Source organism: Paenibacillus sp. sgz302164, from assembly GCF_056120505.1.
The window spans coordinates 197,336-216,153 of sequence record NZ_JBVYOL010000001.1 but is presented as its reverse complement, the minus strand read 5'-3'; the positions used below and the strand labels follow the sequence as shown (position 1 = coordinate 216,153).

At 49.4% G+C, this 18,818-nt stretch carries 6 protein-coding genes and 1 pseudogene; 4 read left to right on the top strand and 3 right to left on the bottom strand.

The window, feature by feature from the left end:
• Positions 1–20: 20 nt before the first annotated feature.
• Both AC0LWT_RS00825 and AC0LWT_RS00820 read left to right on the top strand, forming a co-directional pair.
• The gene (locus AC0LWT_RS00825; RefSeq protein ID WP_474679318.1) at positions 21–1,766 is read left to right on the top strand and encodes a hypothetical protein; all 1,746 of its coding nucleotides are present in this window, start codon (positions 21–23) and stop codon (positions 1,764–1,766) included.
• A 135-nt stretch (positions 1,767–1,901) separates the two neighbouring features.
• Positions 1,902–4,160: a glycoside hydrolase family 88/105 protein gene (locus AC0LWT_RS00820; RefSeq protein ID WP_474679317.1), complete on the top strand. Its 2,259-nt coding sequence runs from the start codon at positions 1,902–1,904 to the stop codon at positions 4,158–4,160.
• Here AC0LWT_RS00820 and AC0LWT_RS00815 read toward each other — a convergent pair.
• Positions 4,151–4,651, bottom strand: coding sequence for a hypothetical protein (locus AC0LWT_RS00815; RefSeq protein ID WP_474679316.1), 501 nt, complete (start codon positions 4,649–4,651; stop codon positions 4,151–4,153). The genes AC0LWT_RS00820 and AC0LWT_RS00815 overlap by 10 nt on opposite strands.
• Positions 4,652–5,695: 1,044 nt before the next feature.
• Here AC0LWT_RS00815 and AC0LWT_RS00810 point away from each other — a divergent pair.
• Positions 5,696–8,317, top strand: coding sequence for an adenosylcobalamin-dependent ribonucleoside-diphosphate reductase (locus AC0LWT_RS00810; protein ID WP_474679828.1), 2,622 nt, complete (start codon positions 5,696–5,698; stop codon positions 8,315–8,317).
• Between the two features lie 261 nt (positions 8,318–8,578).
• Here the strand turns inward: AC0LWT_RS00810 and AC0LWT_RS00805 are convergent, their stop codons facing one another.
• Together AC0LWT_RS00805 and AC0LWT_RS00800 are read right to left on the bottom strand one after the other, a co-directional pair.
• Positions 8,579–9,124: a hypothetical protein gene (locus tag AC0LWT_RS00805; protein ID WP_474679315.1), complete on the bottom strand. Its 546-nt coding sequence runs from the start codon at positions 9,122–9,124 to the stop codon at positions 8,579–8,581.
• A gap of 377 nt (positions 9,125–9,501) precedes the next feature.
• Positions 9,502–9,768 (bottom strand): annotated as a pseudogene (locus tag AC0LWT_RS00800) (ISL3 family transposase); the annotation flags it as partial.
• 398 nt (positions 9,769–10,166) lie between these two features.
• Between AC0LWT_RS00800 and AC0LWT_RS00795 the strand changes: the two are divergent.
• Positions 10,167–18,752, top strand: a complete 8,586-nt coding sequence (locus tag AC0LWT_RS00795) for a family 43 glycosylhydrolase (protein WP_474679314.1) — start codon at positions 10,167–10,169, stop codon at positions 18,750–18,752.
• Positions 18,753–18,818 lie beyond the last annotated feature (66 nt).

Here is an 18,818-nt window from a genome sequence, read left to right as displayed (position 1 = left end):
TATTTTGAGAGGTGAATAGGATGTATGCGGATTTAGTAAAAATCAACGATAAATGGACTGCAGCCGGTTTGGAAAGGCAGGTCACCGATCCGGACAGCCGATTCTACGGAGGCATTACCGACCCCGTTAGCGGGGTTGCCAGGCCAAGCCACGTAGGAACCGCGGCCGTATTGGCCCAATGGGTTCCCGCGCTTCTGAACCCGGATTCCGCTTACTACCAGGATAGCGGACTTTTGACAGCTATAGATCGTGCAGCCGCGTTTATGCTGAATCGCCAGCACGCGGACGGCACGATCTCTCTTGGTTCTACCAATTTCAATTCCCCGCCGGATACCGCTTTTGTCGTCGGCATCGCGGCTCCGGTGTATCAGCTTTTGCAAAAGCATCGGCAGGAGGGGACGCAGCCTGTCGCCGACAAGCTGAAGCTGTTTTTGGAAAGAACGGTTCCGGCCATGCTGACGGGCGGCTGTCATACCCCGAACCACCGCTGGGTCATAACCGCGGCGCTCGCTTTTTTGCATGACATATTCGCCCTGCCCGAACTTGTGGCAAGAGCCGATGAATGGTTGGCCGAAGGCATGGATATTACGTCGGACGGGGAGTGGACGGAGCGGAGCAACGGCATTTACAATGCGGTAAGCGACATCGCCCTGTACCATGCGGCAAAACTGCTGAATCGCCCCGAGCTGCTTGAGCCCGTGCGGCGGAATTTGCGCATGATGGTGTATCTGGTCCACCCTTCAGGGGAAGTGGTGACCGAATATTCCGGCCGTCAGGATTTCGGACAGCCCTCCGACATGTCGGGATATTTTCTCATATACCGCCTGATGGCGGCGCTCGACCGCGACCCATTGTTCGCGGCGATGTCCGATTATGCGGGAAGCTTTATCGGGGAATCCACAGCTCATCATAACGCGATGCTGGGGTATTTGCTGTTTCCCGACATCCATCTGGACGGTTTGGAAAGAGCGCCGCTGCCTGACCGTTATTTTCAGATTATTAACGGGCGGCATCCGCTCAAAGAGCATCTGGAACAGGTGGACGCAGTCGGCCACCATTCCAAAATTCAGCACAGCAGCATGCACTTCGCTTTCGGAAGCCCGGTCGTGCGCATCCGCGAGCGCGAGGACAGCGTAACGGTCATGGCCGGAACGCCGTCTTTCTTCTCTTTGCGGCACGGTCAGGCCCGGCTGCTCGGCGTGAAGATGTCCACCTCTTTTTCGCCGGGCATCGTCAAATTCGACGAATTCGAGCATCTCGGAGATGGCGATGGCGGTGCGGCTGCGTTTCGGCTGGCGTCGACGCTGGAGAAGGGCTACAACGGGCCGATTCCTGCAGCGCATCTCCAGGCAGCGAAGAGGCCGGAAGGGGTCAGCCCGTGGTATTTGCTCCCGCACCAGCACAGGCCAATGACTCATGTGCAAACGCACAAACTTCAGGCGGAGCTGACGCAGCAGGGCGCCGAATGGTCGATCCGCGTGAAGTCGGATGAGCGTGAGGACGTGTACACACAGCTTACTTTCATTTTTGGCGAGGAAGGAACGCTTGAAGGCGACGGCTTGCACGCTTCGGGCGACGGCCGGTTTTTCCTGCAGAGCGGATCTTGTCTGTACAAGTCGGGCCGGAACGCCATACAAATAACCGGAGGCGCCTACGAGCACTGGCTGCCGGGTGTGCGGGAGGATCAGCACCCCGGCGGCTGCAAGTACGTTCATGTGAACCTGCTGACGCCGTTTGACAGAACTTTTACGATTCATTTGCTTTAATGGAAAATGTGAAGTGGAGCTAAGTACCGGAACGTGCCGGAGCACGCTGGAACTTGCGGGAACATGCGTACTGGACGATGCGTACCGGAACACGCGGAGGAGAAACGAAACAGGCCTTTGGAAAGGATGAGCGGATTGACAGCATATTTTGAACAATTGGACAGCTCGCATTACAGGTTCAGTGACAAGGACGAGGCTATTTTGACGCTTCTGGCCGACCGCTACAAAGGGGCGAATCCGGCTGCCCCTTTTATGTACCGCGCTTTTTACAAAACAGGGATTTTGCAGACGGCCGACGGGATGTACGACATCAATCTGGCCGACAAGCTGCCTGACGCCCGAGTGGGCCAATATGCGTACGCCTGCGCGCTGGTATGGAGCGAGAGCGAGCGGAATCTGGAAATCGGCATCAGCTGTCTGGGGCCGCTGCGTTTTTACTTCAACGGGCAATTGGCGTACCGCTCCAATGTGATCGACGAAATCAAGCCGGATGCGAAAGTCAAGCTTAGTCTTGATTTCCGCAAAGGCTGGAACATGCTGGCCTTGCAGCTGCGCAAAACGCCCGCAGGCTTCGGCTGCCGGATCGGCGCCGAGGAGGCAAAGGTACGCATCCTGAACGTGCTCGCTCCGTTCGCGGAGCGCCAAGGCCAGGCAGGCTGGGTATTCTCCGAGCCTTGCGATGAAGACCTATTCGCAGGCGGGGCGTTCCCCGACCTGCTGTCGTCAGAGATTGGCAGCGGCGTGACCTGGCTGCCCCGTACGGGCTGGAGCCCGGAGGAGCAGGACAAGCTGCCGTGCGAGCGGCTGTTCGGCATCCGCCCGGGCGGCGCGGCTTACGGCTGGACCTTGGCCGCCGTGCCGGGAACGGGCGGCCGGCAAACCTGCCGGCTGGAGGGGCGTGCCGAAGGGCCTCTGACGGTATGGATCGACGGCGAGCAGGTGGCGGTATGCAAGCAGGCCGGAGATTTTCAAACGGACCTTGAGCTTCCTTCCGGCAAGCGCCAAGTGCTGGTCAAAAGCGTATGCGGAGCGGACCGCTGGGGCTTCTCGCTCCGCCTGTTTGCGGGCGGCGCTTTATGCGCTTTCGTGCAGCCGTGCCCCATTCAAGGGCACGCGGAGCCCTGGCTCTACGCCGGAGTCGTTGACGCGAACGATGCCGGAAAGCCTTCCGGCATTATGACGATGTCGCGGCTGCTGGACGAAGCGTCCGGCACGGAGAACGGCGGAGCGGGCCGGGTCTATTGGCAGCTGGACGCCCCCGGTGCGCGGCCCCGCCCGTTCTATGAGAATGCGATGCTCAGCAATAAATGGACGACGAGCGGAGCGACGAACTTCGGCCGATGGGATTACCCGCTGGGCGTGACGATGTACGGACTGCTGCAGACGGGCCGGGTGTTGGATCGCCCGGACCTCATCGAATATGCGGTTTCGCATATTCGCGCTTGTACGGACATGTACGAATACTCGCTCTGGGATCGGCAGGAGTACGGATTTCCGGCGCTGAACCAGCAGTTGGTGCTGATGCGCATGCTGGACAACTGCGGTTCTTTCGGCTCGGCCATGCTGGAAGCTTATCCGGACTGCGAGGATTCCCGCTTTCTTGCGATCGCTGACGTCATCGCCGATTTTATTGCCAACCGCCTGGAAAGAAAGCAGGACGGCGTCTTTTTCCGGGAATGCCCGGGGGAGTATGCGGAAAATACGATGTGGGCGGACGATTTGTACATGAGCACGCCTTTCTTGCGGAGATATGCCGCAATTAAGGGAAGCCCGGCGTTTTTGGACGAGGCCGCCAGACAGTTCCTGCTGTTCAAAAGCTATTTGTACATGCCCGAGCAAAAAATCATGTCTCACGTATTTGATTTTAAATACGGCCGGGCGACCGGAATTCCGTGGGGACGGGGAAACGGCTGGACGATTTTCTCCCTGTCGGAAGTGCTGGAGGCGCTGCCGCAAGCGCATCCCGACCGTCCCGCACTGATCGAGTTCTTCAATCAATTGTGCGAAGGCTACATGAAACTGCAGGGAGACAACGGATTGTGGCATCAAGTGCTGAACGATCCCGAAGCATATCAGGAGGCCTCGTGCACGGCCATGTTCGCCTATGCTTTCGCGCGCGGCGTCCGTTTCGGCTGGCTCAGCGACCCGGCGCCGTATATGAAAGCCGCGTTTAAGGCATGGGAAGGCCTGAGCCGGCTTGCGATCGACAGCCAAGGCAACGTTCACGGCGTATGCAGCGGCTCGCGGTACTCGTTTACGGCGGAGTACTACAAGGATGATTTGCTTACCGTCCTCAATGATAACCATGGTATCGGCATCATGATGCTGGCCGGAACCGAGGTGCTGAAGCTGAAGCTTTGGCAGGATGTCAGGGAGCATATTGCTCAAGCGTGAATAAAGTTCAGCCCATTTGCTTGTTTGCAAATGGGCTTTTTTTGCTGCGCCGGGATGGGGGTGGGGAGAGCGCGAGGGTGATGGATGGTTTGCTTGCGCTGCAACCGCCCCAAGATGCAAAGACGGCACAGGCCAGGCCGTTCGTGAGCGGGTTGGGAGCGCGAGAACCTGCTCTGCCGGAAACCCCGACCGCCGGAGCCGGCAGCACAATTTGCCTGGTTGCGCGCAGAAAGCCTGATAAAAAGGTCTTTTGCCTGCAGATACGCTGACAAACGAACAATTCCTGCAATTGTGGGAGGCTTTTCACCGAAATGGGCCGCTCCCAGCGAAAAAATCTGCACTTTCGCAAGCTGTTGAAAAACCCCCACGTTAGAGGAGATAGCCATAATCTGCCTGGCCGCACGAAAAAACCTGCAAAAATACATGAATTTGCGTCCTTGATCGCTGTCCACGAACAATTCCTGCAAAAGTGCAGGCTTTTCACCGAACACATAGACTCATGCTCACTTTCAGCGAAAAAGCCTGCACTTTTGCAGGTTTTTCGCCAAAACAAGCGAATTTCGGAGAAAAAGCCTGCACTTTCGCAGTTTTTTTCCTAGCAAGCTGATTTTGTCCAGTCGTGCAGTCCCACGACCTATACCTGGAGAGGCGCAAGCCCAGAAAAGGCGGCTGTCCCCAAATTAGCCGCACTCGTTCTCCTAGCCCTCGTAGAGTGTCGCGACTTGCTCGGGCAGCCTGCACTTTTGCAGACTTTCTTCCGGCCAAGACGCCTCACCGCCCCATTTTGCTGCACTGCAGCTCATGCTGCCAGGTGACGCGCCCCCTCTAGTTCCCTCGCCCCGTCACATTCGGCAATCTGACTTTCGCGGGCTTTCCGGTCTGTCAGTGCCGTTGGTTTCCCAACGGGTACCGGCATGCATGGCCCTATTGTGAATGCGAACCCCATATGAGGCCTTGTGGGGCAGTCGACTTTCCGATTCCGGGTCTTTCTCCGAACCAATGATTGAGGCGACCGGGCGGCGATCCTTTTTTTTCATAGCCGAATCGTGAAAAGCAAGCATGCAAATTGGCGAATCAATCTGTCTTCTGAACGCGGTCGCTCATCTTCGATGGAGGGCATCCTTTAGCTTTGCAGAACTCGAACGAAAAAAGAAAAACTTACGAACCTATGTTCTAATTTTTGTCGGTTTGTGGTATACTGGATCTATGAAAAACGAACCGAAATTCGGGTTACAGCCGGGGGGCCGCGTCCTGCCTGGAAGGTCGCTTACGGCAAAAAACTGACCGGCGATTAATATCCTGAGCGATAAAATAAATCTGAGATAGAGAGCAATAGCAAGGAAAAATCCGAAAAACGAATATAAGCTTGCACTAATCGCCGAATTTAGTCCAAAACCTATTAGATGCACAAAATATAGTGTTGTATAATGGAACTCGCACACAATATATTGTGCTTCTACATATTTTATCAAGATATGCTTGACCTATGTTGTTGCATAATTTTGAGGCCTATTGGGAGGGTGTTGTTGTTGGAAATGATGCAAACAAGGAAGAAGTTGGATGGTTTAAGCGAGAAAATCTTTTTGGACCGGTACGCGCTTAAAAATGCGGATACCAGCCTGGCCAAGGTTGGCGATACCGTGCTTGTTCTGACGAAAGATGATCCCAAATTTCCAGCTAAAGAAGTCGGCGAAATCATAAGCCGCGACGGCAAAACGGTCAAGGTGAGGACACGCAGCGGCGAAGTCGTCGAATCCGCGGTGGAGAAGCTCACTTTAAATATAGAAAAAACTCCCGAAGAAATGTGGGACAGGCTGGCGGGAGCGATGGCTTCCGTAGAGACGACCCCGGAGAAAAAGAAAGAATGGACAGAGAAGTTCCGGTACATTCTCGACGATTGGAAGCTTGTTCCGGGCGGCCGGATTGCGGCCGGTGCCGATGCCAGCGACGAGCTGACGCTGTTTAACTGCTACGTCATCCCTTCCCCGCAAGACAGCCGCGGCGGAATTATGAGCACATTGAGCGAAATGACCGAGATTATGTCCCGCGGCGGCGGCGTTGGCATCAATCTGTCCTCCTTGCGCCCGCGGCGTTCCGTTGTCAAAGGCGTTAACGGTTCTTCCAGCGGCGCGGTTTCGTGGGGCGGATTGTTCAGCTATACGACAGGGCTGATCGAACAGGGCGGAAGCCGCCGCGGCGCGCTTATGCTGATGATCAACGACTGGCACCCGGACCTGGAGGATTTTATTACCGTGAAATCCACGATGGGACAGATTACGAACGCGAACTTGTCCGTTTGCGTCAGCAACGGTTTTATGAAAGCTGTGAAAGAAGATCTGGAGTGGGAACTTGTGTTCCCGGATACGACTGATCCTGAATATAACGACAAGTGGGACGGCAATCTCGACGCCTGGAAAAAGCTCGGCAAAGAAGTTAAGCATTACCGCACCGTGCGGGCCCGCGACGTATGGCATACGATTATCGAATCGGCGTGGAAATCGGCGGAGCCCGGCGTTGTGTTCATGGAATATTACAACCAAATGTCCAACAGTTGGTACTTCAACCCGATCATCTGCACGAATCCGTGCGGCGAGCAGGGGCTGCCGGCGTGGGGCGTATGCAACTTGTCGGCCATTAATCTTTCCAAGTTTTACGATGCCGACAAGCATGATGTGGATTGGGAAGACCTGGCTACAGTCGTTCGTTATTCGACGCGCTTCCTTGACAACGTTATTGACAAAACGCCGTATCATTTCGAAGAAAACCGGCTCAATCAGCAGGGCGAGCGTCGCGTGGGCTTAGGAACCATGGGGCTGGCAGAGCTGATGATTAAGCTGAAAATCCGTTACGGCAGCCCGGAGTCGCTGCAATTCCTGGACAAGATCTACGGCTTCATGGCCAAAGAAGCGTATCTGGCGTCAGCGGAAATTGCAGGCGAAAAAGGCTCCTTCAAACAGTTCCATGCTGAGAAGTTTTTGCAAAGCGGCTTTATGAAAAACATGACTCAGGTATATCCCGAAGTCGGAGCCGCTATTCAAAAGAAAGGCATGCGCAACGTAACGGTCATTACCCAGGCTCCTACCGGCAGTACGGGAACGATGGTAGGCACTTCCACGGGAATCGAACCTTACTTCGCTTTCGAGTATTACCGTCAAAGCCGTCTTGGCTTCGATAAACAGTATGTGCCGATCGCACAGGAGTGGAAAGATCAGCATCCAGATCAGGACTTGCCGGATTACTTCGTCACCGCGATGTCGCTGACCGCGGAAGACCATATTCGTGCCCAAGCCGCTATTCAAAAATGGGTGGATAGTTCGATCTCCAAAACCGCCAACTGCCCGTCCGATTTTACGGTGGAAGAAACGAAAAGGCTGTACGAATTGGCATTCGATCTCGGATGCAAAGGCGTAACCATCTATCGCGACGGCAGCCGCGACGTGCAGGTGCTCAGCACCAGCGCTGAGAAGAAGGAAGAAGCTGCGGCGCCGGCGGAAAAATCGCCGAAAGAGCAGGAAGCCGAAACATTCGCCGACATTTCGAGTCAGCTCGCCGTCAATGTAGACGCGAAAACGGAGCAGGTTTTCGATAAACAATACAAACGCCGTCCGCAAGTATTGCGCGGCGCCACGTATAAAGTCAACACGCCTTTCGGCATGGCGTATATTACGATTAACGATATGAACGGCACGCCAAGCGAAATCTTCCTGAACGTAGGCAAGGCAGGCTCCGACGTATTCGCCATGTCCGAGGCGCTGGGCCGCGTGTGCTCGTTGTTCCTGCGGTACGGCGATCACGGCGATAAAGTGAAGCTGCTCGTGAAGCATCTCAAAGGCATCGGTGGCTCCGGCGCTATCGGTTTCGGCAACAACCGCGTCGAATCGATCGCGGACGCGGTCGCCAAAGCGCTCGAGCAGCACGACGAAGTGATGAACGAATCGGACGATGCGCGGAGTTTCGTGACCGCGACCAGCGAAGTGCCGGATGCCCCGGCACCTGCTGCGGCCAGCAGCTACAGCGACGGAGGCCACAGCCATAGCGCGCCTGTTCAGGACGCGTCCGCGTCGAAGGACCTGTGCCCATCTTGCGGCTCAGCATCCTTGATCAACAGCGAAGGCTGCAAGAACTGCGCCAACTGCGGCTACAGCAGATGTTCATAAAAGAAAGCCAGGGCGATGCCCCTGGCTTTTTTTCAGCTGTGTGAAATTCCAGAGCTGCTCTGGTTTTCACGTTGAAGTTAAGATAATACAAGAAAACGGGTCAAATTCTGGATAAACTCCAGGCTTTGACCCGTTACCATTTATATCTGAACGCAAGGATCCAAAGTGATAAAGTTTAAAGCAAAATAAAATTATTTGGGGGGAGAGACACGTGGCTTGACAAAAAAAGAGCCACATTAAACTGCGGCTCTCATAATAAACTTAACGCCCGCCAGTATTTGTAGCCCAGACAGGATACCAGCCTTTATCAGCGTGCTTTGTGTTATAAACAACTGCATTACCGTCATCTTGAACAACTAGAATGTCGCCAGAAAGGTCAGCTGGCACATTATTTCTTCCGTAATGGCCTGGAGCCCATAATTCGGGAGCAAATCTCCATATAGTATAGCCTTTTACCCTTTCTTGTAAACCAAGAGCTTGTGGGGAAGAAGGAGGTTGGTTTGCGGCGAAACCTAAATATTCGGGATAATATGATTTGTAATAACCAGCAGATGAATCATAATAATCAGCATGAAAATTAACAGTGTCTGAAGCCCAGAGAGACGTTGTGGTATTATTGAAATTCTTATAAAGTACTAGATTTCTATCGTTCTGAAAGATGAGGGAATATATACCATTATTCGAAGTTAACACTTGACCTTTTTCAAGTGTTTCACCAGCTACGAGCGTACTCTTTGCAGACGCTGCTGAGACAATAGAGAGCTGAAGCATGAATACCGCAAACAAAATTAATGAGATCTTTTTCATAATAACCTCTTTTCTAAATAGTATTTTAATTCTGGTGCAAAGCTTGTTATAAAGTTCAGTCCATACAAGTTCAGTAGAACTTCATACACTTCCTCCCTCTTTCCGTCTTATCCTAATTATTACATATACCATTAAAATAGTAAACGTTTAACTTGAGATGCTTAGAAAGCAACAAGAAGGATTGCCTTCTCCTCAAGATATGAAACGAAATATGACGGATGCTAGCAAAGATGCACTTATTGCTTCTTCGACGATTGAAATACTGGCTATTCGCAGTTTCACATGGGTAATATAAATCTATAAAACTTGGACAAGGGAATCGTGTTCGGTGAGATGAGCGGGTTGTGGCTCCAAACTGATCGCGGTTCTTTTTTGTTTTAAATTTCGACTGTTTTGAACTTCAGTCCACCTGCAATTAAATAAATCATCGTTTTTAGGTTTTTGACCGGCCTGTAGCCGCGCGCACGTCGTTTAGCGCTTTGAATGAGGCCGTTAATAGCCTCCATAATGCCGTTTGTCACTTTCGATGTAAACCATCGTAAGATTCCTTTTTCATGCTGACGAATGGTTTTCGCAGCCTTCACCATATCAGGGATTTGGCTGTGCGTCGCCCAGTAGTACCAACTGTCCAGGAACAGTTTTGCCTTCTCCGGTGTTTCCTAATAACGGAGCCACGCGTGTTTGCGGGCTCCGTTTTCTAATAAATTATGGAATATCACCGTTTTCTACTTTTCAGTATTAGTGAGTGTTATTTGAATTGATTGAGAAAATTGTTTCAAATCATCTATGGGGGCGCAGAATGATTAAGCGCTCCTTTTTTTATTTATTCTAGTGAGAAATACCAATGAAGAATTATATTTATTGATTAGACCCGAGCGTGATTATGCAGGTAGCATTGCTAGCGGCGAAGAGCAAAAAAAATCAAACTTTTACCGAAAGTAATTCTATTATTATTTTTCTATTTATCCTATAAAATATTTTGTAAGCGGATTCACAAGATACATCATGCCCAATACCAGAAAAAGTAGGAAGGGAGAAGATTATGGCGAAAATGAGGGTTTTAGCAGTCTTGTTAATTGTTACAATGCTTACAGGGTTAATCCCATTTACACCACCAGTCAAGGCAGTTGCGGCAGATAACAGTTTGATGCTGTGGTACAAGTTTAATGAGGGAAGTGGAACAACAGTTACGGATTACTCCGGTAACAACCGCAATGGCACCTTGAATGGTGGTTACACTTGGGGGACCGCGGCGAATGGATCGGGAGCGGTCGAACTGGACGGAAGCAGTGGTTTCGTACAAATGCCGAATGGTATTCTAACAGGGGTAACGGATATTACCGTAACGACCAGCGTCTATCTTGACGCAGCGAATGCTGACCCGGCCTGGATATATACTTTTGGCTCCTCTGAATACGCTGGTGCACCGAGTACAACGTATTTCGCACTATTGGAAGACGGGGGCGGGAATCTTAGAAGCACGATCTCATTAAACCGGTGGGAAAATGAACAAAACACAGCAAAGAGAGCGCCTTTAACCAAAGGGGTATGGAAAAACGTTGCTTTTACTTTGTCAGGAACAACAGGAACGCTGTATGAAGATGGGGTAGTGATTGCCCAAACGACAAATGTTACGAATGCTCCTAAGAATATTGGCGATCTGTACAACTATATCGGCAAACCTGAGTACTCGGCAGACAAGTATCTCAAAGGTAAAGTATCGGATTTCCGCATATACAACCATGCTTTATCCTCCAGTGAGGTAAAAAATGTCTGGATTGAGTCTTTAAATGATACGGATGCTGTCACAACCGTAAAAGGACTTCTTGACTTAGGGGATCTTTCTGCGGTAAAAGGCAATGTCAGTTTGCCTGCCGCATATGCCGGCGCCTCCATCGCATGGACTTCCGATAACCAGAGCGTTATCCAGAATGACGGTACTGTAACTAGACCGTCAGGTGTAAATACAACGGTAAACCTGACTGCTACGATAACCAGGGGCAGTGCAATCGATACAAAGATTTTCACTGCGAATGTATTGAAAAGCGGGACCGTATATTCCTTGGATTCCACTTCATACACGCTGAAAAAAAATACGACCCACGCAACGCTGTTAACTGTCACCTATGATGATTTATCTACGGCAAATGTCACCAGCAGTGCAACGTTTAGATCCTCGGACACAACGGTAGCATCAGTAGATGCCTTAGGTGTGGTTACGGGGATCAGTAGGGGAAATGCGACGATAACCGTAACATACAACGGACAAACATGGCAAGTATCTGTTACAGTAACTGAAGATTTGGTTTCATGGTACAAGTTTGATGAGGCAAGCGGAACGACGGCAGCGGACTCCTCCGGAAACAATCATCAAGCCACTCTTACTGGTGGAGCTTCTTGGGTTCGCGGAGAAATTGCAAACGCCGTAGACCTTAACGGATCCAATCAATATGTCGATCTTCCTGATGGGATTGTATCTACTCTCCAAACTTGCACCATTTCAACTTTAGTTAATTTGGATACGGTGAAATGGTGGAACCGAATTTTTGATTTTGGCTCATCCCAAACGAATTATATGTTTGTCACGCCAGAAGCCGGAAACCTCCGTTTTGCCATACGAACACCCGCTATTAATGAACAAATCATCAATGGAACATCGCCCGTTCCGGCTAGTTCATGGCATCATGTTGCGGTCACATTAGATGGAGCGACGGGAATTCTCTACCTTGACGGTGTTGAAGTAGGACGCAACAGCTCCATGACGCTCAAACCCTCGGATTTGGGCAATACCACTTCAAACTATATCGGAAAGTCTCAATTTAATGATCCGCTTCTTGATGGACGGGTGGATGACTTCCGTATTTACAACAAAGCCCTTACTTCAGATGAGATAAGTGCACTTGCTGCATCATCACTGGCTAATGTAGCAGTGACAGGTGTCAAGGTGGATAAAATCGGAGCAAGTGCTGTAGTTGGAGATACGATACAATTAACAGCTGCAGTATCACCTTTAAATGCAACAAATCAGGTAGTAACCTGGACCAGTAATAACCCTGCCGTAGCTACGGTAAACGCTGCAGGTTTGGTTACAGCAGTTGGAGCAGGCAATACAGACATCACAGTTTCAACTGCCGACGGAGGCAAAACTGCAACTTGCGTTGTGTTCGTAGCAGCTAGTGCAGATGAGCTTCAAGATCCAGAGATAGAGTTGGCAAAAAAGCAATTGGTGATTCCCAATGCAGGCGATATACGCGGCAACATCACATTGCCAAGCACAATGACGGTTGGAACGGAAACCGTGAATATCACCTGGACAACTGACAAATCTGATGTTGTGAATGTTAACGAACAGGTAAATGGAAATTATGATCATACACCTCCCGGTGTCGTTACAAGACAGGCAGCAGATACACAGGTATCATTAACCGCACACTTGACGCATCAAACAGCAACCGGAACAAAGGATATCATCATTACCGTTAAGGCAAAACCGGCACCGATCCATGAATCCGATTATGCAGGATATTTATTTTCATACTTTACGGGTGCCAATCGGCCTGATGCGGAACAGACTTACTTCGGATTAAGTCAGGATGGATTGCATTGGGACGCAATGAATGGTAACGATCCGGTACTGACTTCACATGTTGGAACCAAAGGAGTACGGGATCAGTTTATCATGCGTTCGCCTGAGGGCGACAAGTTCTATCTGGTTGCAACGGATCTTCGGATCGCTGATACGGATTGGGGTTCGGCACAAACATCCGGAAGCAAGTCGGTGGTCATCTGGGAATCCACTGATTTGGTGAACTGGTCCAATGAACGATTGGTCAGGGTTGCCACGGATGATGGGGGAAATACATGGGCTCCTGAAGTTGTATATGATGACAAAACAGGAGAATATGTGATGTTCTGGGCATCACGAGTTGGATCGGATAACTATGCGAAACAAAGGATTTACATTTCCAAGACCAGGGACTTCTATACCTTTTCGAAACCTGAGATATGGATTGAAAGACCGGTTGATGTAATAGACGTAGATATAACAAAGTACAATGGAACCTATTACAGATTCTCAAAAGATGAGACACATTCCAATATTCTTATTGATACGTCCGATCAATTGTTGGGCAAGCCCTACAACGTACTTTCGTCCGATAGCGTTGGAGCGCAGCAGGGTGTGGAAGGTCCGGCAATTTTCAAATTCAACGGTGAGAATAAATGGTGCCTGCTGTTGGACAACTATGGCGGTGGAGGTTACTTTCCTATGGTATCCACTGACATCGCATCAGGGGTATTCAGGAAGCTTGCCCCTTCCGAGTATAGGTTGCCGCCAGGACCGCGTCACGGCACAGTAATGCCGATTACAAAGGCGGAATACGATGCCGTTATGGCCAAATGGGGGGCATGGAAACCTGTGGAAGCTCCACAGCAAAACCCCGTACTGGAATATAAATTCGATGAAACTAAAACAGGCAACGCAATCCAGGATACCTCAGGCAATAACCGCACTGGCACCTTGAACGGGAATGCAACATATGTAACGGATTCGGATACGAAGTCACAAGTCCTGTATCTGGATGGTTCAGACGGCACATACGCAGCTTTCCCCCAAGGCTTCTTTGATGGGAGAGATACGGTAACGGTTTCCATGGATATCAAGCCGGTAACGGTAAATGGAAACTTCTTTACCTTTGCGATCGGTAAAGATAACAACAAGTATATGTTCTTCCGAACACGGAATACTGAACTGCGGAATGCCATTACAACAGGCTCATATGGCTCAGAGCAGGAGGTCAAAGCAACTACGGATCCCATAGCAGGCAAATGGATGAATATTAAGCTTGTCGTTACACCTACGAGCATGGCCATTTATAAGGATGGAAGATTGCTCAGTAAAAACAAAAATGTAAACATATCCATGTCCGATTTAGGCGAGGACTTACTGGCCTATTTGGGAAAATCATTCTATCATGACCCGTACTTTAAAGGCTATTTTGATAATATCAAGGTATACAACCGCGCGCTTACGGATCAGGAAATCGAAAGTGAATTTGGTATTAAGGATGATTCGGTAAAAATAATAAGCGCAGAAGATGTAACAATGACTACAACAGTTGGCCAAGCACCTCAATTGCCTTCAAATGTAAATGTGAGATACAGTAATAACACGACAGGCACCGTTCCTGTAACATGGGATGCCATCGATCCGCATCAGTATGCAAACCCAGGAGCCGTAACCGTACAAGGATCTTTATATGATAATGAGTACGGGAATCCACTTATAATGAACCGAGCAGATCCATATATTTATAAGCATACAGATGGTTATTACTACTTTACTGCTTCATATACGGACGGCTCAGAAGGTCACAACAATGTAGGCATGTACCAGTATGACCGAATCATACTGAGAAGAGCAACAACGATACAGGGACTTGCCACTGCTGAGGAGAAGGTAATCTATACAAAGGACCCCATTAACGGGAATCAAAGCCCCCATGTTTGGGCACCTGAAATCCATTATATGGATGGAAATTGGTATATCTATTATGCGGCCACAATATCCAATACCGATATTTGGCAGATCCGTCCACAAGTACTCATGTGTCCAGGAAATCTGGACCCTATGGTAAAAGAAAATTGGCAGTATATGGGGCAGATGCAGAAGACCAATCCGTCAGACATGGCTTTTAATGGGTTTTCTTTAGACGCAACAACCTTTGAACATAATGGAACGAGATATCTTGTATGGGCTCAGATTGATTCTGTTTCAAATTTATATATAGCAAGAATGAAGGATCCATTAACGATCGATACGAATGCAGTAAAAATATCATCCCCCCTATATGATTGGGAAAAACATGGATATGAGGTTAATGAGGGACCAAGTGTCCTAAAGAAAAACGGAAAAATATTCATTTCCTATTCCGCAAGTGCTACGGATGCCCTTTACTGCCTTGGACTTTTAACGGCTTCCGATACAAGTGATTTGCTGAACCCTAGTTCGTGGGAGAAGTCACCTAATCCGGTATTTAAATCCGATGCTGCAAACGGGCAATATGGACCGGGACACAATAGCTTTACAGTGTCCGAGGATGGTAAGGATGATATTCTTGTCTACCATGCGCGTGAGGAAGAAAAGTACATCGGCAATGGTTATGAACCGTTATATGATGCAGGCAGGCATACCAGAGTTCAGAAATTGTATTGGAACAGTGATGGTACACCGAACTTTGGAGCACCTGTTGCTGATGGAAAAGTGCTGTCATCTGTGAAAGCTAAAGTCAAGATTATAGTTGCAGAACCATCCCAAACAAATCCTGTGCTGGAATATAAATTCGACGAAACAAAAACAGGAAACGCAATCCGGGATACCTCAGGCAACAACCGCACAGGCACCTTGAACGGGAATGCAACATACGTAACCGATTCGGATACGAACTCACAAGTCCTGTACCTGGATGGTTCGGACAGCACATATGCAGCTTTCCCCCAAGGCTTCTTTGATGGAAGGGATACGGTAACGGTTTCCATGGATATCAAGCCGGTAACGGTAGATGGAAACTTCTTTACCTTTGCGATCGGTAAAGATAACAACAAGTATATGTTCTTCCGAACACGGAATACTGAACTGCGGAATGCCATTACAACAGGCTCATGGGGCTCTGAGCAGGAGGTCAAAGCCACTACGGATCCTATAGCAGGCAAATGGATGAATATCAAGCTTGTCGTTACACCTACAAGCATGGCCATTTATAAGGATGGAAGATTGCTCAGTAAAAACAATCATGTAAATATAGCCATTTCCGATTTAGGCGAGGACTTACTGGCCTATTTAGGAAAATCATTCTATAATGACCCGTACTTTAAAGGCTATTTTGATAATATCAAGGTATACAACCGCGCGCTTACGGAAACAGAAATCGCCAAAGAATTCAACATTACGGATATTCCACTGATTAAGGGTGCGTCAGCAGACGGCTACAGTATTGTTACAACGAAAGCCGATGCGGCGAACCATAAGGCTACGGTATATTTCAGCCGCAGCAACAGCACGAAAAAAGATTTGAAACAAGTGCCGCTAACCTACGTGCTGTCCGAAGGGTGCACGATGGATGGAACAAACGGTCAGACTGTGGATCTATCGAATCCTGTTTCCGTTACCATCCATTTACCGGATCAAAGTACGCAGGTATGGACCGTGCAAGGCGTATTTGCCAACAATCCGGCTTTGGGCGGTCAATTTGCAGATCCTGATGTTGACGTTTTTAACGGGAAATTCTACATCTACCCGACAACCGACGGATTTGAAGGCTGGAACGGAACACAATTCCACGTATTCTCGTCCGATAATATGACGGCTTGGAAAGATGAAGGAGTTATTTTGGATGCGGGAGCAGGCAAAGACGTCCCTTGGTCGATCGGAAGCGCATGGGCGCCAACCATTGAAGAAAAGAACGGAAAATATTATTTCTACTTCTGTGCGAAGCGTCAAGATGGAGCTTCCTTAATCGGCGTAGCTGTAGCTGACAGCCCGACGGGTCCATTTATAGCGCAAAGCACACCGTTGATAACTCCTGAGATCGTGAAGAATGCCGGTATTACAACCATGTGGCAGACCATCGACCCCTCCATCTTCACGGATGACGATGGTACTTCCTATATGACTTTTGGTAACGGATCTCCTGCCATCGTTCAGCTCAATGATGATATGGTAAGCTTAAAACCGGGAACGATGAGAAGCCTGACCGGAGCAACCGATTTTAGGGAATCCATGGTAGTCATAAAGAGAAACGGAGTTTACCACTTTACTTGGACGTGCGATGATGCAGGCAGTGAAAACTATCATGTCAATTACGGTACGTCAAGCAACCTGCATGGTCAAATTGATTTCAAGTATACGTTGTTGGCGAAGGACACAAGCAAAGATATCCTAGGTACAGGACACCAGTCAATCGTCAAGGTGCCCGGCAAGGACGAGTATTATATCGCCTACCATAGGTTTGTAACGCCATTGGGACAGTACACCAGCGGATTCGGCTTCCATCGGGAGACTAGCATCGATAAGCTGGAGTTTAATGCAAATGGGTTGATGAAAGTTGTAACGCCAACCCTGGAGGGTATTACCCAACCTGTAATAGCCGTACCCGTAACAGGTATAACCGTAACGGGCGGAACGACTGTAGAAGCAGGTAAAACGCTTCAAATGAATGCTTCCGTAACACCGGAGAATGCAGCGAACAAGACGGTTACATGGAGTGTTGTAAATGGAACCGGTCAGGCAACAATCGATATAACCGGATTGTTAACAGCGAATGGCGCCGGAACCGTTACAGTTAAGGCTACAGCGAACGATGGTTCAGGCGTTGTAGGAGAATGTGATATTACCATAACTGCTAAACCATCACCAACACCTACGCCAACATCTACGTCAACACCTACTTCAACGCCAGCACAACCAGAACCAACACGAACTCCTGGCAAAGTTGAGGTGGCCCCGCCAGTTGTTGATCAAGCAACAGGCACGGCAACGGCAACTGTCGATTCAGCTGCCTTGGATAAGGCACTTCAAGAGTCCAACGTTGCGTTGGTTGAAATACCAAAGGCTGAAGGCGCAAATTCATTCGTTATCAGATTGCCGGCTCCGGCTCTGGCATCCACGGATGCTGCAAAGATAGTAAAATTGAAAACAGAAACAGCTGATTTAGCGGTTCCTACCAATATGCTGGAGGCATCCGAATTAGTTGGGGCAGATAAGGTTGACATTGCGATAGGAAAAGCGGATACCTCAAAGCTCGACAGTGAGACAAAAGCCGCCATCGGCGAAAGGCCTGTCATTGAGCTTAACCTTAAGGTTGATGGTACAACAAGGTCATGGAGCAATCCAAATGCACCTGTTACCGTAACAATACCCTATACTCCAACCGCTGCTGAATTGGCAGATCCTGAACATATTACGGTATGGTATATTGACGGAAACGGGAAAGCTGTTGCAGTGCCGACAGCCAAATACGATCCGGAGTCCGGCAAAATCACCTTCATTACCACATATTTCAGCAGGTATGCCGTAACGTATGTGAATGACTCTTTTAGCGATATTAACAACTACCCATGGGCGAAGAAGGCCATCGAGGTCATGGCTTCCAAAGGGGTAATCAACGGAGTGGCTGCAGACCGTTTTGCGCCGGACCGTGATATTACGAGAGCAGACTTCGTGTTCATCTTGGTAAAAGCCCTCGGACTTTCTGCAAAGACAGACAGCAATTTTACTGGTGTACGGCAGGACGCTTATTATGCAGATGCTCTTGCAGTGGCTAAAAAACTTGGAATCGCAGCTGGCGTCGGAGACAACAGGTTCAATCCCGATGAGAAGATATCCAGGCAGGACCTGATGATACTGATTGACCGCGCGATGAAAATCGCCAAGAAGGAACTGGCCGCAGGTTCGGATGCGGATCTTGCCCAATTCGAGGATCATGCAAGTGTTGCACCCTATGCAGCACAAAGCGTATCAACCCTAATCAAGAACGGAATTGTTACTGGTGATGGAGCAAAAATAAATCCTCTAGATACCGCTACAAGAGCGGAAGCAGTTGTTCTGATCTACAGAATATACAACAAGTAGAATCTGTAGGAATCTGTAAAATTGATCATCAAACATTCCCTACCACCAAACAAGCCCGGGTATGAA